The organism is Pseudoalteromonas sp. 31A1 (genome assembly GCF_011378815.1).
Lineage (GTDB): Bacteria > Pseudomonadota > Gammaproteobacteria > Enterobacterales > Alteromonadaceae > Pseudoalteromonas > Pseudoalteromonas arctica.
This window is the reverse complement of sequence record NZ_WTKY01000008.1, coordinates 46,234-68,338: the sequence shown is the minus strand read 5'-3', so window position 1 is coordinate 68,338 and position 22,105 is coordinate 46,234. Positions and strand designations below refer to the sequence as shown.

The following is a 22,105-nucleotide window of genomic DNA, read 5'->3' as shown; positions in this document are numbered from 1 at the left end:
AAGCGCCACTCTATATAACTAACTATTAAGCTGCAGTAAATCCCACTTTGTACCATATAGGTCTTCAAAAACCACTACGGTGCCATAGGGTTCTACTCGAGGCTTTTCGTTAAATGTAACGCCTTTAGAAAGCATTAAATTATAATCTCGCCAAAAGTCATTGGTATGCAAAAATAAAAACACGCGCCCACCCGTTTGATTACCAATAGCGCTGATCTGTTCGGGTGTTGTGGCTTTAGCAAGCAGTAGATTAGTCCTGCTCGAATTAGTCCCATTTGAACTAGCCCCGTTTGAATTTGGAGGTGAAATTAACACCCAGCGTTTACCCTCTCCTAAATCAGTATCCTCCACTAACTCAAAGTTAAGCTTTTGAGTATAAAACTCAATGGCATCGTCGTAGTCCTTAACAACTAATGCAATGCTGCCGATATGCTGTTGAACGTTAGTCATGTTTAGCTCACTCCGTACTATTAAATAAATGTGCTTTTTATCATATTAGTAAATGATTACGCAGGGTATATGCCCCCAATATGTAACTTAGTTATAGGTATAAATTAAACAGTATCAATCTGCTTTATAATAAAAAGCAAAACCCAGCTGAGGCTGGGTTTACTTTAAATCGATTTTTTAGTACTAAGTGCATAAAGTGTTTATCTGTGTAATTCACCAGCACGTTCTGGTTGATAGGTTACTTCTTTTATTTTTACCTTTATTAAGCCGCCACTCGGTTTAGGCCACTCAATTTCGTCGCCTTGGTTTAGCCCAAGTAATGCGCTACCAACGGGTGATAATATCGATATTTTATCGCCGCTAGAGTCACTGTTCTTTGGGTACACCAAGGTTAACGTAAATTCTTCTTTAGAAGACTCAACAATAAAGTTTACAGTTGAGTTCATCGTTACAACTGACGATGGCATATCTTTAGGTTCGACTATTGTTGCTCGTGCCAGTTCAGCTTCCAATTCTTCTTTGTTAGCAAAGCTACCTGCAGGCAATGATTCCATTAAGTCATACAATCTATCTGCATCGAGTGATGAGATGATTAGTTCAGGTTTTTTATTCATCTTAATATCCTTAATAATTTTTAATAAATAAAATTAACTCTGAGTATGGCTTGGCATGCATTTAAGAAGCAAAGGGATACGCGAAGTCATTTTATTAATTAGCCACACCTGTGGCTTTTACTTTATTTGTGCCCAATAGCTAAAAACCCAGCCGAAGCTGGGTTTTTATTTGAGCTAGGTGTTTAGGGGATGATTACATCATGCCGCCCATGCCACCCATTCCGCCCATGCCACCCATATCAGCGCCACCAGCTTCATCTTTTGGGATTTCAGCTACCATTGCTTCAGTAGTGATCATTAGACCCGCAATAGACCCTGCAAACTGTAATGCAGAGCGTGTTACTTTAGTTGGATCTAGGATACCCATTTCAATCATGTCGTTGTATTCGCCAGTTGCTGCGTTGTAACCAAAGTTACCTTCGCCGCCTTTAACTGCGTTAATTACAACTGATGCTTCTTCGCCAGCGTTAGTTACGATTTGACGAAGTGGTGCTTCCATTGCACGAAGTGCAACTTTAATACCGTGGTTTTGATCTTCGTTGTCGCCAACTAAATCTACCAGCTTGCTAGCTGCACGTACAAGTGCAACGCCGCCGCCAGGTACTACGCCTTCTTCAACCGCTGCACGAGTTGCATTTAATGCATCTTCAACGCGGTCTTTTTTCTCTTTCATTTCCATTTCAGTAGCAGCACCTACTTTGATTACTGCAACACCGCCAGCTAATTTAGCCATGCGCTCTTGTAGTTTCTCTTTATCGTAGTCTGATGTTGCTTCTTCGATTTGTGCTTTAATTTGTGAAACACGACCGCTAATACCCGCTTCTTCACCAGCACCATCAATGATTGTTGTATCATCTTTAGTGATAATTACGCGCTTAGCTGTACCTAGGTCTTCAACTGTTGCTTTTTCAAGCTCTAAGCCGATTTCTTCAGAAATAACAGTACCGCCAGTTAATACAGCGATATCTTGTAACATTGCTTTACGACGGTCGCCAAAACCAGGTGCTTTAACTGCTGATACTTTAACAATACCGCGCATGTTATTAACTACTAATGTAGCTAGTGCTTCGCCTTCAAGGTCTTCTGCGATGATTAGTAGTGGTTTGCTTGCTTTAGCAACCGCTTCTAATGTTGGTAATAATTCGCGGATGTTAGATATTTTTTTATCTACAAGTAGAATAAATGGGTTATCTAGTTCAACAGTGCCTTTTTCTGGGCTGTTGATGAAGTAAGGAGATAAGTAACCACGGTCAAACTGCATGCCTTCAACAACATCTAGTTCGTTTTCAAGTGATTGACCTTCTTCTACAGTAATAACACCACTGTTACGGCCTACTTTTTCCATTGCTTGTGCAATGATGTCGCCAATCTCTTTATCAGAGTTAGCTGAAATAGTACCTACTTGTGCAATTGCTTTAGTATCAGAACAAGGAACAGATAACGCTTTAAGCTCTGCAACAGCAGCAATAACTGCTTTGTCGATGCCGCGCTTAAGATCCATTGGGTTCATGCCCGCTGCAACAGCTTTAAGGCCTTCATTAACAATAGACTGTGCAAGTACTGTAGCGGTAGTTGTACCATCGCCGGCTGCATCATTTGCTTTAGATGCAACTTCTTTAACCATTTGTGCGCCCATGTTTTCAAACTTGTCTTCAAGTTCGATTTCTTTTGCTACAGATACACCATCTTTAGTGATAACTGGTGAGCCAAATGATTTATCTAGTACAACGTTACGGCCTTTAGGACCTAATGTAACTTTTACTGCGTTTGCCAGGATGTTTACGCCAGTTAGCATTTTAGCGCGTGCGTCACCTGCAAAAAGTACTTCTTTTGCTGCCATGTTTTAAATTCCTCTAAATTCTTAAATGTTTATAAACGAAAAGTAGGTTTAGCCTACAATGCCTAAAATATTATCTTCACGCATGATCAGGTACTCTTGACCTTCGATCTTTTCAACTTTTTCAACATATGAGCCAAATAACACAGTGTCACCGGCTTTAACTTCTAACGCTCTCACGTCACCGTTTTCTAAAACGCGACCATTACCTACGGCTACAACTTCTCCGCGAGTTGATTTTTCAGCTGCAGAGCCAGTTAATACAATACCGCCAGCAGATTTTGTTTCTTCTTCTAGACGTTTAACGATTACGCGATCTTGTAAAGGACGAATGTTCATGTTTTTTAGTTCTCCTAACAGTTTCTGAACAGTACAGAAAAAAGCTTTTCTAATTTGCATTCATTAATGGGGGTGGAGTGTAAAATTCCAAGAGAAAAAACGATAAATTTTTAATCTTTTCTCTCATACTCGCCGTCAATAGTTGTTGGTCGTTCCATTTGCCCTTGCTCTCGTTCAGCATGTTGCTGCCCAGCAAACGGCGATGGCCCTTGTTGCATACCTGCGCTCATTCTAACAGTTGCTTGGCTAGCAAGGCCTGCAGCCAATTTGTTACGAATTGCAGGGGTTAATAATAGTAATCCAAATACGTCTGTCATAATGCCAGGGGTAAGTAATAATACACCTGCAATTACCACGCATATTCCGGTAAATAATTCTTTGGCTGGCATTTGCCCTTGCGCCATTTGCGCCTGTACATTTTGCAGCGCACCCATACCTTGTGTTTTAACCATTTTGGCTCCTAAAATCGCAGTAATAACAACAAGTGCAATTGTTGCAAATCCGCCAATCACGTCGCTTACTTGAATCAGCAAGGCGATTTCGATAATAGGGATGATAATAAACAACACAAATAAAAATCTAAACATAGCGCTCTCTAAATAATGACACTCAAAAGAGTTGATGAAATATAAATGAGGGTGACGAGGTCTCTTTTCAAGGTTAGGGCATAGGTATCGTCATTTTACTGATATTTTAGCGTCTACACATTGTATCGGCTATCAGATACTATGAAGCTAGACACTGTTAAATAAGTATAGGTTCATAATGACTACGCATTTTAAAATGATTTTTACGACCTGCAAAGACGAAGCAGAAGCACGCAGCCTAGCAAGGGCGTTGGTAGAAAAAAAGCTAGCAGCTTGTGTAAATATTTTATCTAACATGGGCTCTGTTTATATGTGGGAAGGCGAAGTGGCAGAAGCAACTGAAGCCAAACTACTTATAAAAACGAAAGCAGACAAAATGAACGATGTGTTTTTAACAATAAAAGAGCTACATAGCTACGAAGTGCCAGAGATTCAGGTTGTAGAAGTTTCTACGGGAAATTTGGCGTATTTTAATTGGATGGACGAGGTACTGAATTAATGCGTTTTTTCTTTTTATTGTTGGTTACATTATTAACCGTACCTGTAAAGGCTGCGACTAATAATGTGCTTGGTGATCTACTTGGGCCTCCTCAACACACTTTTTTACCTGTAGACCAAGCGTTTGTATTTGACTTTGATCAGCAAGGCAGCACCTTGTTTGTAGGTTGGGATATAGCGTCAGACTATTATTTATATAAAAAGAAAATAGAAATCATTGCCAAGGGCGCAAACATTCAAGTAGGTGACTCGGGTAGTGGCGAAATTATTGAAGATGAATTTTTTGGTAAAACAGAAGTCTTTTTTAATACCGCGAGCGTTGTTAGTAAGTTAAGTAATATTACTGAGGGAGCGGTTGTTAAAGTTCGCTATCAGGGCTGTGCAAAAGCAGGGCTTTGTTATCCACCAGAAGTGATTAGCATTCCACTTAGTGTAATTAGTGGCGCACAGATTAAAAATGTAGATCAAAATAGCGCTACAGATGAAGCGGCAACAGCGCAAAGTACATTTGCAGCACTCAACGAGCCAACGACTGAACCTACAACAAATTCGGATGATACCGAAAAAGAACTGACTTTTACTGAGCAATTAGCCAGTCAGAGTTTAATAACTAATTTACTCATATTTTTTGCTGTTGGTGTAGGCCTTGCTTTTACGCCGTGCGTATTTCCAATGTTTCCTATTTTGTCGAGCTTAATTGCGGGTCAGCAAAACCTTTCAACTAAAAAAGCGTTTGCGTTGTCGTTTGTATATATACAAGGCATGGCAGTTACCTATGCAGCGCTTGGCTTAGTTGTTGCTGCGCTTGGTGGGCAAGTGCAGGGGTATTTACAACATCCATTTGTGTTAATCAGCTTTAGTTTATTATTTGTATTGCTCGCTATGTCGATGTTTGGTTGGTACGAAATTAAACTGCCAAGCAGTATGATGAGCAAGCTAACCCAAGTAAGTAACAACCAAAAAGGCGGCAACTACGTTGGCGTATTTTTAATGGGTGTACTTTCGGGATTAATAGCATCACCTTGTACTACTGCGCCACTGTCGGCGGCGCTCTTATTTGTAGCGCAAAGTGGTGATTATTTAGTCGGTGGTTTAACACTGTACGTGCTTAGTTTAGGTATGGGATTACCATTGTTATTACTTGGTACATCTGGCGGTAAACTACTGCCTAAAGCGGGTGGTTGGATGGAGCAAGTTAAAACCTTGTTTGGTTTTGTGATGCTCGTTGTGCCGCTTATATTACTTGAGCGACTAGTAAGCGCCGACATTATATTATTAATGGCAGGTGTGCTTGCATTAGCAACAGCACTGTACTTACATCATTGGCAAAGTAGCCAGACACAAAGCAAGTTGAAAACTGCATTATGGTTTGCTGCAACTCTATTAGTTATTACAGGCTTTACGTTAACTAAAAACTATTTTTGGCCAGTACAATCTGTACAGGTAAGCTCGCAAAATAATGAGTTTAAACAGGTTGCTGATTTAGCAGAACTAAAAGAAGCAGTTGCACAAGCAAACGACGAAGGTCGAATGGTTATGGTCGATTTGTATGCCGACTGGTGTGTGGCGTGTAAAGAGTTTGAACATTACACCTTTCCTGATGCCAAAGTGCAAAGTGAGTTTAGCCACTATCAGCTTATTCAAATTGATTTAACTGAGAGTGATAATAAAACAATTGAGCTAATGGAAGAGTACACGGTGTTTGGTTTACCTAGTATTTTGTTTTTTAATACTCAAGGACAAGAGCTTAGTACGCAGCGCGTAACGGGTTTTTTAAATGCTGAGGACTTTGCTAAACACCTAGCAGTTGTGCGCGCCAGCGCACAATAATAGTGCAATAGTGCCACTTGAATTGACTAAGTGGCACCTTCTTAATTCTTCTTATATTTGTACCCACGACACTGATAAGACCAGTATTTTGCTGCTATTTACGTCGAAATCACTATAATAGTTGGTTAACGTGAGAAATTGTTGCTACATTGCTTTTTCTGCTTACTTAAAAGTGAAAAACTAGTTAGTAACCGCTTAACTCATTACTTATAGGATATATCGCGTATTATGGCTGCAAAATTAAACCTTTTAGTTATAAATGGTCCAAATTTAAACATGCTTGGTAAACGTGAACCGGATAAATACGGTTTTCAGACGCTAAGTGAGATTATGGAGGAGCTAACCAGTGCTGCTAATAGTCTAGATGTTGAGTTAACGCATTTTCAAAGTAATAGTGAGCAAGCACTCATCGAACGAATTCACAATGCTTGGCAAGCGGTTGATTACATAATAATTAATCCTGCTGCATTTACGCATACTAGCGTCGCATTACGTGATGCACTGTTGAGTGTTGATATTCCTTTTTTTGAGGTGCACTTAAGTAATGTGCACGCGCGTGAAGCCTTTCGTCATCATTCGTATTTTTCTGATGTGGCACAAGGCGTAATATGTGGATTAGGTGCAATGGGTTATCAGGCAGCATTAAACGCCGCTGTTAACCGGTTGCAAAGCGCAATTTAATTTAAATTAACACACAAACAACTTACAGGCGGGTCGTGTAATGGATATTCGCAAGATAAAGAAGCTTATCGAATTAGTAGAAGAATCAGGTATTGCTGAGCTAGAAATCACTGAAGGTGAAGAATCAGTACGTATTAACCGTAACAACATGAGTGCAGGCCCAGGTTACCCGCAATTTGCTCCACAGCAATATGCACCAGCGCCAGCAGCACCAGTTGCAGCGGCTCCTGTAGCTGTTGAAGCAGCAGCACCAGCAGAACCTACTGGTCATCAAGTTAAATCACCAATGGTTGGTTCTTTTTACTCTGCGGCTTCTCCAGAAGCGCCAGCATATGTAGAAGTTGGTCAGCAAGTTAAAGTTGGCGATACACTTTGTATTATCGAAGCTATGAAAATGATGAACCAAATTGAATCAGATAAAGCCGGTACAGTAAGAGCTATCTTAGCTGAAAATGGCGAGCCAATAGAATTTGATCAACCTCTATTCATCATTGAATAATAGCGTAACCTAAAAGGCCAACTCTAATGTTAGATAAAGTAGTCATTGCAAACCGAGGTGAAATTGCACTTCGTATATTGCGCGCCTGCAAAGAGCTTGGGATCAAAACGGTTGCTGTGCATTCAACGGCAGATCGCGATCTTAAGCATGTATTGCTTGCAGATGAAACCATCTGTATTGGTAGACCATCAGCAACTGAAAGTTATTTAGATATTCCGCGCATTATTGCTGCGGCTGAAATAACTGACGCTGTAGCGATTCATCCTGGTTACGGTTTCCTTGCAGAAAATGCTGATTTTGCCGACCAAGTTGAGCAAAGTGGTTTTGTATTTATCGGTCCTCGTGGCGACACTATTCGCCTTATGGGTGATAAAGTGTCTGCTATTGCAGCAATGCGTAAAGCAGGCGTTCCATGTGTTCCTGGCTCTGACGGTCCAGTATCAGATGATAAAGAACGCAACATGCAAATCGCTAAGCGTATCGGTTACCCGGTAATCATCAAAGCCGCTGGTGGCGGTGGTGGTCGTGGTATGCGTGTTGTTCGCAGCGAATCTGAACTTATTGATTCAATTGCATTAACACAGCAAGAAGCTAAGCAATTCTTTGGTAATAGCATGGTTTACATGGAAAAATTCCTTGAAAACCCACGCCATATTGAAGTTCAAGTATTAGCCGACGGCCAAGGTAATGCAGTACATTTAGGTGAACGTGATTGTTCTATGCAACGTCGTCACCAAAAAGTAGTTGAAGAAGCGCCAGCACCAGGAATTACTGCTGAAACGCGTAAATTCATTGGCGAGCGCTGTACACGTGCATGTATCGAAATTGGATACCGCGGTGCAGGTACGTTTGAGTTTTTATACGAAAACGGCGAGTTTTACTTCATCGAAATGAATACACGTATTCAGGTTGAACACCCTGTAACTGAAATGGTTACTGGTATCGATTTAGTGAAAGAGCAATTAAAAATTGCAGCGGGTCAGCCTTTATCATTCACTCAAGACGACGTTGTTATTCGTGGTCATGCTATTGAGTGTCGTATTAATGCTGAGGATCCTGAAACGTTTATTCCTTCACCGGGTAAAATTACACGTTTCCATCCTGCTGGTGGTTTAGGTATTCGTTGGGACAGCCATATTTACGCTGACTACACGGTTCCACCACATTACGATTCAATGATTGGTAAGTTAATTACTTACGGTGAAAACCGTGACGTAGCTATTGCTCGCGCGCGCAATGCACTTAACGAGCTGGTAATTGACGGAATTAAAACTAATACTCCTTTGCATAAGAGAATTCTTGCAGATGAAAACTTCAAAAATGGTGGTACTAACATCCACTATCTTGAGAAGAAATTAGGATTATAATTCGAGCCTAAAAAGGTGTTTTATCTCAGTTAATAACCAGAGTTATTAATCTGATTTAAATAATTAAAAATCCGATATCAGGTGACTGATATCGGATTTTTTAATGCCTGTAATCCTGTAATCCTGTAATCCTGTAATTTAAGTCTTATAGGCAATAAAAAAGTCCATAAAATATACTGCAAAGAGTAAATTCGATGGACTCAATATTTATATAATATGTTGAACCAACATTACACTAATTTAGATTCAATTAACTGTAGTGCTTCTTCTAAAATTGTTTCTACTGCTTTTTTAGCGCGCTCAGGATCGCGTGACTTTATGGTCTCTAAAATATCAGCGTGCTTAGCAACATCTGCGCCCGGTACACCTTTAATGTGGTTTGTATAGCGGATACTTACTCTAAGGGCTGTACTAATAAACTCAGTTAACTGTACAAAAAAGCGATTGTTACTGGCCACTAATATGCTGGTATGAAAAGCAATGTCGGCTTCTAGTGGGTCGTCCAAGCCTTCGTCAGCTTCAGCCATACGAGCTAAGGCGTTATCAATTTCAGCGAGCTGTTCAGCAGTGGCATTTACTGCTGCAAGCGCGGCTGCTTGTGGCTCAAGCGCAACACGTACTTGAGTAAACTCTTTTAATAATGATAAAGATGGCTTACTGCTTAAAATCCAACGCAGTACGTCGGTGTCAAACATATTCCAGCTACTTTCTGGTAGTACGCGAATACCTTGCTTAGGACGAGATGAAATAAGTCCTTTAGCAGAGAGCATTTTTACGGCTTCGCGAGTAGCACTGCGACTCACATCGTATTTTATACATAAATCGGCTTCAGAAGGCAGGCCTTCGCTTACAGGGTAAACACCACGCACAATAGCAAAACCCAAATCGTGGGTTAATTGTTGTGTTAAATTTTGACGAGGTTGGCTTTTCATTGCGCAGGATTCCGAGTTGATATATTGCTTTATTATATATCATATATCATATTAATGTACTTAAGGATATGATATAAAGTTTTAATTGGCTAATTATTTTAGCACAGCGTTTTGGTTCTTTATAACGTCTATTGGCGTTTTTAATAAGCAAAACACTATTGTAAGTTGTTGTTTGGAGAGTTTAATTTGGACACCCTAGCTCAATATCATAGTATTTCTGGCAAAGTTGTTTTTATTACCGGTGGTGCATCAGGCATTGGCAGAGCAATGGTTAAATCCTTTGTAAACCAAAATGCAAAAGTAGCGTTTATTGATATTGATGATAAGGCTGCACAGTCGCTTATTAGCGAATTACCCGATGCAAAATTATGGTACAGACAAGTGGATGTTACTGACTCGCATGCACTTCAGCAATCACTTGTAGATGCATGCGCCGCTTTTGGTGCAATAAATATATTAATTAATAATGTAGCGAACGACCGCCGCCAAGCAAGCGAAGACGTTACAGTGCAAGACTGGGATCAGTGCTTACAAATAAACTTAAACCCTGCTTTTTTTGCTTCTCAAGTTGCTATGTCTTTTATGAAAGATGATAAGGCGGGCAGTATCATTAATTTTAGCTCTATTAACGCGATTATGGGTCAGCCACAAATGGCCGGTTATGTAACAGCAAAAGCAGGGTTAATTGGTATGACTAAGGCACTTGCACGCGATTATGGCGAGTTTGGTATTCGCGTTAACGCTATTTTACCAGGGTGGGTTGCCACCGACCGTCAGCTAGCAAGTTGGTTTACCGAGGAAGAGCAAGTTAAGTGGATGGAAGCCATGGCGCTTAAAAAATTAGTAACACCTGAAGATGTTGCTAATCTGGCACTCTTTTTAGCCGCCGATGAAAGCAGTATGATTACCGGGCAAAGTATTAAAATTGACGGTGGGAGGCTGTAAAGTTTGGCTACTTCATCTCTTTTTATTGCCGTTGACTGGGGCACAAGTCATTTACGCGCTTATTTGTGCGAAGTACAAGCACAGTCAAAACTTAAATTATTAGCACAGCGTGATGGCCCAGGTGTGGTTAAGGCGAATCAAAATTTTGAACAAACCTTAATAGACACTATTGCTGTGTGGAAGCAACAATATGGCAGTTTACCTATATATATTGCAGGGCAAATTACCTCAAGTATTGGCTGGCACAAAACCCCTTATTTAGAATGCCCAATTAATCCCGAAGAACTCCTTAATGCGGCTATTAGCTTTGATTGCGATGGGCATATTATTAAGGCATTCCCAGGTACAAAATGTACGCTGCAAAATGGCTTATTTGATGTAATGCGCGGCGAAGAGCTGCAAATACTCGGCTTTTTAAAACAAAATCCACAGTATCAACAAGGTAAAATATTACTCTGTTTGCCGGGTACACATACCAAATGGGTGCTTATAAACAATGGTGAAATCATTTGCTTTAAAACAGCCATGACCGGTGAGTTGTATGATTTGTTGTGCCATCAAAGTGTATTAATACCTAACGACTGTGCAGAGGGTGAGTTTGACTTTAAGGCATTTGAGCAAGGTTGTGAGCTTACTTTAGGCAGCGATAGCGGTAACTTGGCACATGGTATTTTTAGCGTGCGTACTCGTCAGCTTTCAAAAGAGTTATCGCCAGTTCAAGCCAAAGCTTATTTGTCGGGCGTGTTAATTGGCAGCGATGTACGAGCTGCACGACATGCAAGCGAGTGGCAATTATTGAGTGATACACAAGTTGTGGTAATTGGTACAAAGCAGCTAAATAAATGCTTTACTACAGCGCTTAAACAAATTGGTGTGAAGTGTGTTGAGTTTGATATAAAAGCAGCCACACTAAGCGGCTTTAATTATTTATTTAATTTAGAGTCAAAAAAATAAACCCCTCTATAAAAATTAAATTATAAAGGGGTTAACAGGAAGCTATTATAACTTAATAGTTAAGCGCTTTTAGCTGCTTGGTTATGCTCAATATAATCATTAAGCGCAGCAACTTGTGCCTCATTAAAACGTAGTCCTAATTTGCTGCGGCGCCATAAAATATTGTATGCGTTTTCTGCCCACTCTTCATTTAGCAAGTAATCTACTTCTGCTGCAAATAAACCATGGCCAAAATCTTGGCCTAAATCACTCAACCCAGTTGCACTGCCTAATATATTTTTAGCACGAGTACCATAAGTGCGTACAAAGCGTTTAAGTGTTATTTCAGGTAGCCATTCGTATTTTGCTTTTAGCTCTGATTTAAGTGCTTCTACAGAGCTAAAATCACCACCAGGGAGCGAGCTATGCTTGGTCCACGCTTTGCTCATTTGTGGGTAAAAGTCTTCAAGCTTATTAACCGCAGCTTCGGCAAGTTTGCGATAAGTTGTAATTTTTCCACCAAACACACTCAGTAGAGGTGTTTGCTTAGCATCACTAGAAAGCTCTAATTTATAATCGCGAGTAACGGCTTGTGCATTAACTGATTCGTCATCAAGTAATGGGCGTACGCCTGAAAAGGTATGTACTATGTCTTCGCGTTTAATCGGTTGTTTAAAGTAGGTATTAGTAATATCAATTAAGTAATCAATTTCTTCATCACTAATTTTAACGTCTTGCGCTTCGCCTTTGTGTTCTACATCGGTTGTGCCAATAAGTGAGAAGTCATCTTCAAACGGAATAACAAACACAATACGCTGATCTTTATTTTGTAAAATGTAAGCTTGTTTCTCATCGTGAATGCGCGGCACTACAATGTGGCTACCTTTTACAAGGCGAATATTTTGTGGTGATTTTTCTGCTAGCGCTTCATCAAATAATTTAGCAACCCAAGGGCCCGCAGCATTTACAATGCCTTTGGCAGAAATGCTGTATTTGGCTTTGCTCTTTTGCTGCTCAAGCGTTACCTGCCATTTACCTTGCTCACGTTTAGCATTTATACACTTAGTTTGTGTGGTAATAACGGCGCCTTTTTCCTGCGCTGCAAGGGCGTTTAAAACGACTAAGCGAGAATCATCAACCCAGCCATCAGAGTATTCAAACCCTTTGGTAATAGAGGGTTCTAAAACGCTATTTTCGCCAAATTTAATGCTTCGAGAACCCGCTAGTGTTTCGCGTTTCGCTAGGTTGTCATACATAAACAAACCAATGCGAATCATCCACGCAGGGCGTAAATGCTTTTGATGCGGCAATCTAAAGGTTAGCGGCCACATAATATGAGGTGCGTTCTTAAGTAGCACTTCTCGCTCTGCTAGGGCTTCTTTTACTAATCTAAATTCGTAATGCTCAAGGTAGCGCAGACCACCGTGGATCAGCTTAGAACTGTTTGAAGATGTTGCACAGGCAAGGTCTGATTGTTCGCACAAGAGTACTTTTAATCCTCTGCCTGCTGCATCAGCTGCTATTCCAGTGCCGTTTACACCGCCACCGATGACTAGTAAGTCATATTCGTTATCTGCTAATTCCACCGAGCTAACCTTTTTATTTGTAATATAAATAAGACATAAGCATCATAAAGCTGCTGTTTTCATTTGACAATAGAAAACCCAGATTTTTATTCGTTAATTTTGACGCCAATCCATTTTCAATTTAAAGCAGTAAAGCATGCTTTTTAAATCTAGCATTTAGCTAAGTTAAAAAAGCAAAGTGGTTAAAGTATTAGCCTTAACCACTTAGTATTTACTATGGGCAGTTTTTATTCGTTAAGCATACTTGAGCTACGCAGTGCTGCCATTTTGCGTATAGATCGTTACGCTCGTCGGCACTCATGGTTGGCTCAAAGCGACGGTCGCATGTCCACATTTTAGATAACTGCTCAGTCGACTCGTACACACCTGTTTGTAAGCCAGCTAAATATGCTACGCCTAAAGAAGTGGTTTCGGTCACAGTTGGGCGCTCAACTGTTGCGCCTAAAATGTTTGATAAAAAGGTCATAACCCAATTATTTTTTACCATACCGCCATCTACACGAAGCACACTTGGGCGAAGACCATCACGCTCCATCGCTTTTTGTAAATCTTTGGTCTGGTAACCAACTGATTGCAGCGCTGCGGCAACTATGGTGCTAATACCTGAGTCGCGTGTTAAGCCTAAAATAGCGCCACGTGCATTAGGGTCCCAATAAGGAGCGCCTAAACCCGTAAACGAAGGCACTAAAAATACACCATGATCGAGCGGTACATCTTTAACCATCGACTCGCTTTCGCCAGCATGGCTAAGTAGTTTTAAGCCTTCAACAATCCACTGCATAGTTGCGCCAGCCATAAATATACTGCCTTCAATGGCGTAAGTTGGCTTGCCGTTTAATCTATAAGCAACAGTGGTCAGTAAGCGGTTTTCTGAGGTCAGTGCTTTTTCGCCAGTGTTAAGCATTAAAAAACAGCCAGTACCGTAAGTACTTTTAGCCATGCCTTGTTCAAAACATGCGTGGCCAACAAGCGCAGCTTGTTGATCGCCTGCAATACCACAAACACGAATTGGCGCGCCAAAAATGTCAGCACTGGTTGAACCAAACTCGTCAGCTGAATCCATTACTTCTGGTAGCATAGATTCTGGAATATCGAATAACTCTAGAAGTTCTTGATCCCACTGCTGGGTGTGAATATTAAATAACATGGTGCGTGACGCGTTGGTTGCATCGGTGCGGTGCTCTTTGCCGCCTGTTAGCTGCCAAAGTAGGTAAGTGTCAACCGTACCGAAGGCGAGCTCACCTGCAAGGGCTTGTTCGCGTGCGCCTTCAACGTTATCTAAAATCCAACGAATTTTAGTGGCCGAAAAATAAGGGTCGAGCAATAAGCCTGTTTTTTCGCTTATAGTTTGGCAAAGCTCATCAGTTGTTAGGCTTTCGCAATAATCACTGGTGCGACGGTCTTGCCATACAATAGCGTTATAAATTGTTTTGCCTGTTTTTTTGTTCCACACTAAAGTGGTTTCGCGCTGGTTGGTGATACCAATGGCAATAATTTCTTCAGGCTTTACATCGTTTTTAGTTAACACTTCGCGGCTAGTGCTAAGCACTGTTTGCCAAATATCGTTAGGGTCGTGTTCTACCCAACCATTTTGTGGAAAATGCTGCGAAAATTCTTGTTGTGCTGTACCAAAAACGTCTGCATCTTTTGTAAACAAGATGGCCCGAGAGCTTGTGGTTCCTTGATCAATTGAGAGTATGTATTTGGACATGATATTTGTGTTATTTATCTTATCTTATATATGACTAGATTGCCTTTAACCGAAGTTAATGGCAATGGTTTTTTCTTAAAATAGCAGATTAAAAAATAAACACGCTAATATTTTCTGGTAACTCTTTTATATAAAAGGCGTTTTATTTTTGCATTATTTTAAGGGCGTATGCGGCTATTGATTAAAACAGCCGCTTAAAGTTTATTATTACTTGGTGTGAGGTTTAGCTTGTTGCCAATCCATACCGGTAGAAAAGCGATTATCAAACCCGCGCCACTGTGGCAGCGGTTTACCATCAACAACAGCTTGGTCGCCGTTTTGTGGTAAATCTAAGTATTTACACTCGCTGGCTATGCCTTTTACGTGGCAATCCATCATGGCAAGTACAAAGTGTTTGTTGATTTCGTTTAGTGTACGCATAGACCACGAAGGCTCGTAGTAATGGCCTATATCTAGCTCACTGCTGCTTTGTGCAATAGCAGGGGCTGGGTGTGGTGCTATATTATGGCGTGCATTTTTGTAAGTAAGCATGTACTTATCTTTGCTGCCTGTTTGGTTATAAAGGTTTTTAATACCTTCATAGCCAGAAATGTCATCTAAGTTACCGGCTACATAAAGCGAAGGTACTTTAATATTTTCCATTGCTTTGGCATCAAATATAGCGTGCTGTCCGCCCCATGGTGCAAAGGCCACCATCGCTTTTATACGTGGGTCTACTTTTGGGTTTTGATATTGCCCACCAGCGCAGCTGTTTAGTAATTGCTGTACTTTTTCAATTTGAACAGGGTCTTTCATACCCGTAAACATAGCCGTTGTTTGCTCATTAAAAGCGTAACAACCACCTATCGTATTTACAGCGCCATAGCCACCCATTGAGTAACCAATTACGCCTGCGCTTTTGTTGTCTACTTGCTTGCTTGCAAAGTTGTTTTGCTCATTAAAGTAATTAATAACAAACTGCTGATCGCGTGAGCGATTTACAAGCGTGCTAAAAAAGCCAGAGAATGGCGCGTTTTTAAAATCAACATCGGCATTGGTTGAGTCAGTATGATCAATAGCTACCACAATGTAACCGTGCGACGCTAAATGCTCGCCAAGGTAGTACATAATTGTACGGTAACCGGTATAACCGTGCGAAAGCACTATCACAGGGTAGTGTTCTTTATTATTAATGGCGACATCACGCATTGCATCGGCTTGCAAAGTAAACTCTTTACCTGAGCGAGTTTCATCTTTGTAGCTGGTAAGTGGCGCTTTTGCCGTATTTGCAGCCGGATACCACACTTCTACTTTTAAAGGACGATCTTTTTGGCCTTGTGTAGCGGGGTCAAATTGCGCAGGGTTAACTAAATCAAGTGTTTGCACACCTACATTGTAGCTACCTTTAGCTGCAAGCTCTGGCAGTACTTCGCTAGTGATTGGAGGATATAGCTGTTCTGGTTTATTAGATTCAGCAACAGCTACACTGGCAGATAAACTGCACGTAGCAAGTAATATGGCTTTTGAAAGCGCCTTGAGTGTGTGTGTCATTGTGTGTCCTTGTTGTGTATTTTTATTTTTTAATTAGTCAGTTCAGCCGACTCGACGGCATTGCTATATTGCAACTGCCATTGTGCTCGTAAGGTATCCATTATGTTCATAACTCGTAAGCTAGTACCGAGGGGCAACACGCTGCTTTGGGTTTGTTTTTGTAATATACACTGCGTGACATGTGCAATTTCAAACTTAAAATTTTCATCGTCGCTAAAGTCGTATTCAAAGTATTGCGGGTCTTGGTCGTTTATGTGTAGCTCTAGCGTTTTTGCACCTACAAACTGAGGTATTCGAATATAGCCAAGCTCACCATTAATACATGCTTCTGTTGGGCCATTTTGCTGCAGTGCGCTAGCAAGAGATGCAAATTGCCCGTTACCGTAATCAACTATAGCAGTGCTTCGCTCATCAACGCCGGTTGTGCTTTTATATACAAAGGATTTGATGTGTTCAGGGGCTTTATTAAATACCAGATCAGCAATCGAAATAGGATAAATACCTAAATCGAGCAGGGCGCCACCGGCTTTTACAGGGTTCATTAATCGGTGAGTGTCGGCAAAGCTGCCAGGTAAACTAAAGTTGGCATTAACACTGTGCACATTACCAATAACACCTTCACTTAGGAGCTGTTGTAATTTTACTATGGCTGGTAAAAACCGCATCCAAACGCCTTCCATTAAAAAGCAGTTTTGTTGTTTTGCAAGCTCAGTGAGGTTTTGCAATTGCTTAGCATTAACGGTAATTGGTTTTTCGCTTAGCACGTGCTTATTGTGTGTTAAGCATTGGGCTATTGTTTTAAAGTGTTGATCGTGCGTATTGGCAATATAAATAGCGTCAATGTTTGGGCATTGAATAAGTGCTTGATAGCTCTCGTAGCCTTGAATATTGTACGGTGTGGCAAATTCTTTAGCGCGCTGCATACTCGTTGATGCAGCGCCAATAAGCTGTGCATCACTACAATGCGCAATGCTTTTAGCAAAGGTGTGAGCTATATTGCCACACCCAATAATTCCCCAATTAACCTTTGCCATGCTTATTCCTTAAGTTTATTTAAAAAGACGTAATTTGTAATCCTGAACCCGCTGAACATACGTAAATATCAGCATTTAAATTAAAGCGTTCAAAGTAATGCTTTTCTACCGCTGCTTTAATTAGTGGTACTTCAGCATCACGACACAAACATACAATTGCGCCACCAAAGCCGCCACCCGTCATACGAACTGCGCCAAGCTCGCCCATCGCTTCTTTACAAATTTCTACTAGGCCATCGGTTGCAGGTACGGTTACTTCAAAATCGTGTTTAAGCGATTGATGCGATGCAGCCATTAGCGTACGAAGTGCATCCATATCATTATTTTGTAGTGCAGTTGTTGCTGCGATTACACGGTCGTTTTCGCTAATTACGTGGTGTGCACGTTTGTATTCGTTTTCGTTTAATGTCGCTTTTACTGCTTGCAGGCCAGTCATGGTTGCTTGGCGAAGTGTTTTTACACCCATTTTTACAGCAGCTTGTTCGCAATCAATACGGCGCTGGTTGTATTCGCTATCTACCAATTTACGTGGGTAGTTAGAGTTAACAATAACAATATTTAAATCATCCGGTACTTTTACTGATTTAGTCGCTAGGTTTTCACAGTCGATTAATAGCGCATGACCGTTTTCGCCTTTAGCTGAAATAAGCTGATCCATAATGCCGCATTGGCAATGCATAAAGTCGTTTTCGGCTTCTTGGCCTAGCAATGCAATTTTTTCTTCGCTTAAACCAAGCTGTGCAATATGGTTAAACATACCGCCTACAGCAACTTCTAGTGCGGCCGATGACGACAAGCCACTACCTTGCGGTAAGTTGCTGTCAATAAGTAGGTCGGCGCCGCGCAGTGTGTAGCCCGCTCTTTTAAGAACGTAAGTAACAGCACGAATGTAGTTACCCCATTGCGATTGGCCTTCAGTGATTTCTTCATCAACGCTAAAGCTGTCTTTTTCGCCTGGGTAATTTAAAGAATGCACAGTGATAATATTGTCGTCGCGCTCTTTAAACATTACTTGGGTACGAAACTCTAACGAACACGGTAAAACAAAACCGTCGTTGTAGTCGGTAAATTCGCCAATGAGGTTTACACGCCCCGGTGCTGCTGCAATACCTTGAGCAGGCGCGCCATACAGTGACAAAAATTGTTGTTGGAATTCGTTAAGCTTCATCTGTGTGTCCTGCTGTATCTTTATAGTGTGTTGTACTGGCTGCTTTTAAAATAGAAGCAGCGGTTTCTGCGCTTAAATCGCGTTGGCTTTCGCCTAGCATTTCGTAGCCTACCATGTGTTTTTTAACAGTAGCAGAGCGAAGTAGCGGCGGATAAAAGTGTGCATGCAAACGCCAATGTTGCTCATCAGAGCCTCTGTTAGCCGGTGCATTGTGCCATCCCATAGAATACGGGAAGCTACAATTAAATACGTTGTCGTACTTAGTGGTTAATACTTTAAGTGCTTGTGCTAAAGAGTCGGTTTGCGCATCGTTTAGCTGGCTAAAGTTTTGAATATTGTCTTTAGTTACTAGCATTGTTTCAAACGGCCACGCTGCCCAAAATGGCACAACAACAAGCCAATGTTCGTTTTCAAATACAACACGTGTTTGATCTGCTTGTTCTTTTTGCGCGTAATCGGCAAGCATGGCTGTGCCATGCTTTTTATAATAGGCAAGCTGCTGGTTATCTTCGGCTTCTATTTCGGTTGATAAATGCGAGTGAGCCCATACTTGGCCGTGAGGATGAGGTTGCGAACAACCCATGATCTCGCCTTTATTTTCAAAAACTTGTACGCATTCGTACTGCTGTGCAAGCTCTGTGTAATTTTGTTTCCAGGTTTTTACTACTTCGTGCAATGCGTTTTGGCTAAGCTCTGGTAGTGTTTTATTATGCTCTGGAGAAAAACAAATTACGCGGCATTCGCCACTGGCTTCGTCGGCAATAAATAAATCGCTGTCTGATTCTAAGCTTTGTAATTGCTCGCTGGCATTAGGCGTTAATGCGCCAAAGTCATTTCTAAATACGTGTGTGTATTTGTAATCAGGGTTACTGTCGCCATTTGCACGGGTATTACTTGGGCAAAGTGGGCAGCTGTCATCATGTTTTGGTAATACGTTTTCGTTAACGGCTTCTGTTGCGCCTAACCATGGGCGGTTATTACGATGTGGTGACACTAATACCCAACGACCCGTTAGCGGATTTTTACGCCTGTGAGTACTTTCTAATAAAGCCATATTAACTCTCCAACCCACTTGGGTAATTAGTTTGCCAGCGCCATGTGTCATTTGTCATGTCGCTAAGTGTTAGTTCTGCGTGCCAGTTAAGTGTGTTTTGCGCTTTTGTGGCATCGGCGTAGTTACAGGCAATATCACCTGCTCGGCGCGGTGCAATTTGATAAGGAATATCTTTATTGGCTGATGCGCTAAATGCTTTGATCATATCAAGCACAGAATAACCTTGCCCTGTGCCTAGGTTGTAAGCATGGAAGGCGGTATCTGTTTTATGCTGCATAAATGCCGCAACATGACCTTTCGCTAAATCTAAAACATGAATATAGTCGCGCACGCCTGTGCCATCTTCGGTGTCGTAGTCGTCACCAAAAATATTAACCACGTCGCGTTTGCCTACTGCAGTTTGAGCAATAAATGGCATTAAGTTATTAGGAATACCATTAGGGCTTTCACCTAATAAACCACTTGGGTGTGCACCTACTGGGTTAAAGTAACGAAGCGCAATACCCATAAATTGACTGTTGGCATTACATACATCTTGCATGGCTTGTTCAACCATAACTTTAGTCCAACCATAAGGGTTAGTTGCGCGTATAGGATGCTTTTCGTCAATAGGGAGGTAGTCTGGCTCGCCGTACACCGTAGCCGATGAGCTAAATATAATATGGTTAACGCCTTCATCTTGCATGTTTTGTAGCATGCTTAATGTGCCCGACACATTATTTTGATAATAACGCAGTGGTTGCTCAGTTGATTCGCCAACGGCTTTTAAAGCCGCAAAGTGAAAAACAGCTTCGGCTTTAGTATGTTTTAGGGCGAGTTTAAATTGTTGCTCGTCTTGAATGTCACCCAATATAAACTCAAACCGAGTACCTGTAATCTTTTCGAGTTGGTCAAGTACCCGCGCACTTGCATTAGACAAGTTATCATAAATAACAGGCGTAATACCTGCTTCATGCAATGCAATACATGTGTGGCTACCTATGTAACCCATGCCGCCAGTAACTAAAACTCTCATGTTATTTCTCGAAAAGTGCATTTATATGATAAATACTACTATTAAGGGGGTTTAAAAACAATAGTTATGATTGCTGGGTAATTCAAATAAAAGCATAAAAAACATTCAGCTTAAACACTTACCTGCCTTTTAAAGGAATGCTTTTATATTAACTAACATAGGCTTAGCTTTATCAATTAATTCTATAAACTGATTCAACTATTGGCCTAATTATCAGCAGTAAGTCGGGATGCTAATATAGCGAAAATAAAGTAAGGAGAGATCAACATGAACAAAACAATTTTACTTACCGGTGCTACCGATGGCATTGGGCTAGAAACTGCAAAGATGTTATTAGCACAAGGTCACACCGTATTATTACATGGCCGCAGCCAAGCAAAGCTCAATGCGCTACAAACAGCTTTAACCAAGCAATACCCAAATGCAAGTACACATACTTATATTGCTGATTTAAGCGATATGAGCCAAGTTCAAACTTTGGCACAAACTGTATTAACCGACTTGGCCGAAAATAATAACCAGCTCGACGTGCTAATTAATAATGCAGGCGTTTATCAATTAGTTGATGCTACAACAATTGACGGCCTTGATGCTCGCTTTGTTGTAAACACGATTGCGCCATATCTTCTTACAAAACTATTGTTACCTGTTCTTGGTCGTAATTCGCGAGTGGTTAATGTGTCATCAGCTGCGCAATCAAGCGTTAACTTAAATGCACTTATGGGTAACACTGAACTTTCTGATAGTGCGGCTTATGCACAAAGTAAATTGGCTATTACTATGTGGTCACGTCATTTAGGGCTTGAGCTTAAAGATACTGGGCCATTAGTTGTATCGGTAAACCCTAAATCGTTACTGGGAAGTAAAATGGTAAAAGACGCTTACGGTATAGATGGCGGGGATTTAAAAATTGGCGCAAATATTTTTTGTCGCGCAGCGCTTAGTGATGAATTTAAAGATGCCGCAGGCCTGTATTTTGATAACGATACAGGACGCTTTGCGCCTCCTCATGTTGATGCACTTGATAATGCTAAAAATCAACAACTAGTAGATACGTTAGACAGCATTTTAGCACAGCTTAAATTAGGTAAAGCATAATGAAAAATCATGTTACCTGGACAGTACAAGGCCAAATTAAAGAAGGTAAATACGATGAATTTTTATTGGTAATGGCGCAATTAGTTACTTTGGCTAAAAGTGAAGCGGGCACTTTAGTGTATGAGTGGGCAGTAAGTGAAGACAAGCACAATGTACATATTTACGAGCGTTACCAAGATGAAGATGCTGCTAAAGCGCATCTTGCTGGTTGGGGCGAAAGTGGCCCACTATTTTTAAGCGTAGTTGATATGGATAAAGTAACGGTATTTAGTCAATTATCAGAAGAGTTTGCACAAACCTTTGCAGGCCCAAGCAGTGTATTTATGAAACCTGTGGGTGGCTTTGTAAAGTTTTAGAGAAAATACCCATTGTTGATCTAAAGAGCTCACCTCATCAG

General features: G+C 41.0%; 22 protein-coding genes. 9 read left to right on the top strand and 13 right to left on the bottom strand.

The window, feature by feature from the left end; all coding sequences use genetic code 11:
• Positions 1-18: 18 nt before the first annotated feature.
• The 5 genes from GQR52_RS09850 to GQR52_RS09830 form a co-directional block, all read right to left on the bottom strand.
• Positions 19-450: a VOC family protein gene (locus GQR52_RS09850; protein ID WP_165728307.1), complete on the bottom strand. Its 432-nt coding sequence runs from the start codon at positions 448-450 to the stop codon at positions 19-21.
• Between the two features lie 200 nt (positions 451-650).
• Positions 651-1,064 carry a nucleoside diphosphate kinase regulator gene (rnk, locus tag GQR52_RS09845; RefSeq protein ID WP_010555031.1) on the bottom strand — a complete coding sequence of 138 codons (414 nt, stop codon included), beginning with the start codon at positions 1,062-1,064 and terminating at the stop codon, positions 651-653.
• A gap of 193 nt (positions 1,065-1,257) precedes the next feature.
• Entirely contained in the window at positions 1,258-2,904 is a 1,647-nt protein-coding gene (gene groL, locus GQR52_RS09840; RefSeq protein ID WP_165728306.1) for a chaperonin GroEL, read from the bottom strand.
• Between the two features lie 48 nt (positions 2,905-2,952).
• Positions 2,953-3,240, bottom strand: a complete 288-nt coding sequence (locus GQR52_RS09835) for a co-chaperone GroES (RefSeq protein WP_007580032.1) — start codon at positions 3,238-3,240, stop codon at positions 2,953-2,955.
• Positions 3,241-3,350: 110 nt separating this feature from the next.
• Positions 3,351-3,827 carry an FxsA family protein gene (locus tag GQR52_RS09830; protein ID WP_007580034.1) on the bottom strand — a complete coding sequence of 159 codons (477 nt, stop codon included), beginning with the start codon at positions 3,825-3,827 and terminating at the stop codon, positions 3,351-3,353.
• A gap of 178 nt (positions 3,828-4,005) precedes the next feature.
• Between GQR52_RS09830 and cutA the strand changes: the two genes are divergently transcribed.
• The 5 genes from cutA (at position 4,006) to accC (ending at position 8,702) form a co-directional block, all read left to right on the top strand.
• Positions 4,006-4,326, top strand: coding sequence for a divalent-cation tolerance protein CutA (cutA, locus tag GQR52_RS09825; protein WP_165728305.1), 321 nt, complete (start codon positions 4,006-4,008; stop codon positions 4,324-4,326).
• On the top strand, positions 4,326-6,155 hold the full coding sequence (locus GQR52_RS09820) for a protein-disulfide reductase DsbD (RefSeq protein WP_165728304.1): 1,830 nt from the start codon (positions 4,326-4,328) through the stop codon (positions 6,153-6,155). The genes cutA and GQR52_RS09820 overlap by 1 nt, the downstream gene beginning before the upstream one ends.
• Before the next feature lie 228 nt (positions 6,156-6,383).
• Complete coding sequence (gene aroQ, locus GQR52_RS09815) at positions 6,384-6,836, top strand: type II 3-dehydroquinate dehydratase (protein ID WP_165728303.1); 453 nt, start codon at positions 6,384-6,386, stop codon at positions 6,834-6,836.
• A gap of 40 nt (positions 6,837-6,876) precedes the next feature.
• On the top strand, positions 6,877-7,335 hold the full coding sequence (gene accB, locus GQR52_RS09810) for an acetyl-CoA carboxylase biotin carboxyl carrier protein (RefSeq protein WP_007580042.1): 459 nt from the start codon (positions 6,877-6,879) through the stop codon (positions 7,333-7,335).
• 26 nt (positions 7,336-7,361) lie between these two features.
• Complete coding sequence (gene accC, locus GQR52_RS09805; protein ID WP_165728302.1) at positions 7,362-8,702, top strand: acetyl-CoA carboxylase biotin carboxylase subunit; 1,341 nt, start codon at positions 7,362-7,364, stop codon at positions 8,700-8,702.
• 230 nt (positions 8,703-8,932) lie between these two features.
• Here the strand turns inward: accC and GQR52_RS09800 are convergent, their stop codons facing one another.
• Entirely contained in the window at positions 8,933-9,634 is a 702-nt protein-coding gene (locus GQR52_RS09800) for a FadR/GntR family transcriptional regulator (RefSeq protein WP_165728301.1), read from the bottom strand.
• A 186-nt stretch (positions 9,635-9,820) separates the two neighbouring features.
• Here GQR52_RS09800 and GQR52_RS09795 point away from each other — a divergent pair, with 186 nt between their 5' ends.
• Complete coding sequence (locus GQR52_RS09795; protein WP_165728300.1) at positions 9,821-10,579, top strand: SDR family oxidoreductase; 759 nt, start codon at positions 9,821-9,823, stop codon at positions 10,577-10,579.
• Between the two features lie 3 nt (positions 10,580-10,582).
• Positions 10,583-11,533, top strand: a complete 951-nt coding sequence (locus tag GQR52_RS09790) for a 2-dehydro-3-deoxygalactonokinase (RefSeq protein WP_165728299.1) — start codon at positions 10,583-10,585, stop codon at positions 11,531-11,533.
• 59 nt (positions 11,534-11,592) lie between these two features.
• Here the strand turns inward: GQR52_RS09790 and glpD are convergent, their stop codons facing one another.
• The 7 genes from glpD to galE form a co-directional block, all read right to left on the bottom strand.
• Positions 11,593-13,098, bottom strand: coding sequence for a glycerol-3-phosphate dehydrogenase (gene glpD / locus GQR52_RS09785; protein WP_165728298.1), 1,506 nt, complete (start codon positions 13,096-13,098; stop codon positions 11,593-11,595).
• A gap of 214 nt (positions 13,099-13,312) precedes the next feature.
• The gene (glpK, locus tag GQR52_RS09780; protein ID WP_032826852.1) at positions 13,313-14,809 is read right to left on the bottom strand and encodes a glycerol kinase GlpK; all 1,497 of its coding nucleotides are present in this window, start codon (positions 14,807-14,809) and stop codon (positions 13,313-13,315) included.
• 207 nt (positions 14,810-15,016) lie between these two features.
• Entirely contained in the window at positions 15,017-16,339 is a 1,323-nt protein-coding gene (locus tag GQR52_RS09775; RefSeq protein ID WP_165728297.1) for a dienelactone hydrolase family protein, read from the bottom strand.
• A gap of 29 nt (positions 16,340-16,368) precedes the next feature.
• Positions 16,369-17,373, bottom strand: coding sequence for a Gfo/Idh/MocA family oxidoreductase (locus GQR52_RS09770; protein ID WP_165728296.1), 1,005 nt, complete (start codon positions 17,371-17,373; stop codon positions 16,369-16,371).
• Between the two features lie 19 nt (positions 17,374-17,392).
• Positions 17,393-18,541 carry a galactokinase gene (galK, locus tag GQR52_RS09765; protein WP_165728295.1) on the bottom strand — a complete coding sequence of 383 codons (1,149 nt, stop codon included), beginning with the start codon at positions 18,539-18,541 and terminating at the stop codon, positions 17,393-17,395.
• On the bottom strand, positions 18,531-19,595 hold the full coding sequence (locus GQR52_RS09760; protein ID WP_165728294.1) for a UDP-glucose--hexose-1-phosphate uridylyltransferase: 1,065 nt from the start codon (positions 19,593-19,595) through the stop codon (positions 18,531-18,533). The genes galK and GQR52_RS09760 overlap by 11 nt, the downstream gene beginning before the upstream one ends.
• A 1-nt stretch (position 19,596) precedes the next feature.
• Entirely contained in the window at positions 19,597-20,610 is a 1,014-nt protein-coding gene (galE, locus tag GQR52_RS09755) for a UDP-glucose 4-epimerase GalE (protein ID WP_165728293.1), read from the bottom strand.
• A 267-nt stretch (positions 20,611-20,877) separates the two neighbouring features.
• On the opposite strand from galE, the gene GQR52_RS09750 reads away from it, so the two are divergent.
• Together GQR52_RS09750 and GQR52_RS09745 are read left to right on the top strand one after the other, a co-directional pair.
• Positions 20,878-21,708 carry an SDR family NAD(P)-dependent oxidoreductase gene (locus tag GQR52_RS09750; RefSeq protein ID WP_165728292.1) on the top strand — a complete coding sequence of 277 codons (831 nt, stop codon included), beginning with the start codon at positions 20,878-20,880 and terminating at the stop codon, positions 21,706-21,708.
• Entirely contained in the window at positions 21,708-22,064 is a 357-nt protein-coding gene (locus GQR52_RS09745) for an antibiotic biosynthesis monooxygenase (RefSeq protein WP_165728291.1), read from the top strand. The genes GQR52_RS09750 and GQR52_RS09745 overlap by 1 nt, the downstream gene beginning before the upstream one ends.
• Positions 22,065-22,105: the final 41 nt, after the last annotated feature.

Excerpts from the sequence above, each read along its gene's own strand:
- groL (WP_165728306.1), bottom strand. The coding sequence starts at position 2,904 with ATGGCAGCAAAAGAAGTACTTTTTGCAGGTGACGCACGCGCTAAAATG.
- glpK (WP_032826852.1), bottom strand. The coding sequence starts at position 14,809 with ATGTCCAAATACATACTCTCAATTGATCAAGGAACCACAAGCTCTCGG.
- rnk (WP_010555031.1), bottom strand. The coding sequence starts at position 1,064 with ATGAATAAAAAACCTGAACTAATCATCTCATCACTCGATGCAGATAGA.
- accC (WP_165728302.1), top strand. The coding sequence starts at position 7,362 with ATGTTAGATAAAGTAGTCATTGCAAACCGAGGTGAAATTGCACTTCGT.
- GQR52_RS09850 (WP_165728307.1), bottom strand. The coding sequence starts at position 450 with ATGACTAACGTTCAACAGCATATCGGCAGCATTGCATTAGTTGTTAAG.
- galE (WP_165728293.1), bottom strand. The coding sequence starts at position 20,610 with ATGAGAGTTTTAGTTACTGGCGGCATGGGTTACATAGGTAGCCACACA.
- accB (WP_007580042.1), top strand. The coding sequence starts at position 6,877 with ATGGATATTCGCAAGATAAAGAAGCTTATCGAATTAGTAGAAGAATCA.
- GQR52_RS09830 (WP_007580034.1), bottom strand. The coding sequence starts at position 3,827 with ATGTTTAGATTTTTATTTGTGTTGTTTATTATCATCCCTATTATCGAA.
- GQR52_RS09820 (WP_165728304.1), top strand. The coding sequence starts at position 4,326 with ATGCGTTTTTTCTTTTTATTGTTGGTTACATTATTAACCGTACCTGTA.
- GQR52_RS09760 (WP_165728294.1), bottom strand. The coding sequence starts at position 19,595 with ATGGCTTTATTAGAAAGTACTCACAGGCGTAAAAATCCGCTAACGGGT.
- GQR52_RS09800 (WP_165728301.1), bottom strand. The coding sequence starts at position 9,634 with ATGAAAAGCCAACCTCGTCAAAATTTAACACAACAATTAACCCACGAT.
- GQR52_RS09770 (WP_165728296.1), bottom strand. The coding sequence starts at position 17,373 with ATGGCAAAGGTTAATTGGGGAATTATTGGGTGTGGCAATATAGCTCAC.
- GQR52_RS09775 (WP_165728297.1), bottom strand. The coding sequence starts at position 16,339 with ATGACACACACACTCAAGGCGCTTTCAAAAGCCATATTACTTGCTACG.
- GQR52_RS09745 (WP_165728291.1), top strand. The coding sequence starts at position 21,708 with ATGAAAAATCATGTTACCTGGACAGTACAAGGCCAAATTAAAGAAGGT.
- GQR52_RS09835 (WP_007580032.1), bottom strand. The coding sequence starts at position 3,240 with ATGAACATTCGTCCTTTACAAGATCGCGTAATCGTTAAACGTCTAGAA.
- aroQ (WP_165728303.1), top strand. The coding sequence starts at position 6,384 with ATGGCTGCAAAATTAAACCTTTTAGTTATAAATGGTCCAAATTTAAAC.
- cutA (WP_165728305.1), top strand. The coding sequence starts at position 4,006 with ATGACTACGCATTTTAAAATGATTTTTACGACCTGCAAAGACGAAGCA.
- galK (WP_165728295.1), bottom strand. The coding sequence starts at position 18,541 with ATGAAGCTTAACGAATTCCAACAACAATTTTTGTCACTGTATGGCGCG.
- GQR52_RS09750 (WP_165728292.1), top strand. The coding sequence starts at position 20,878 with ATGAACAAAACAATTTTACTTACCGGTGCTACCGATGGCATTGGGCTA.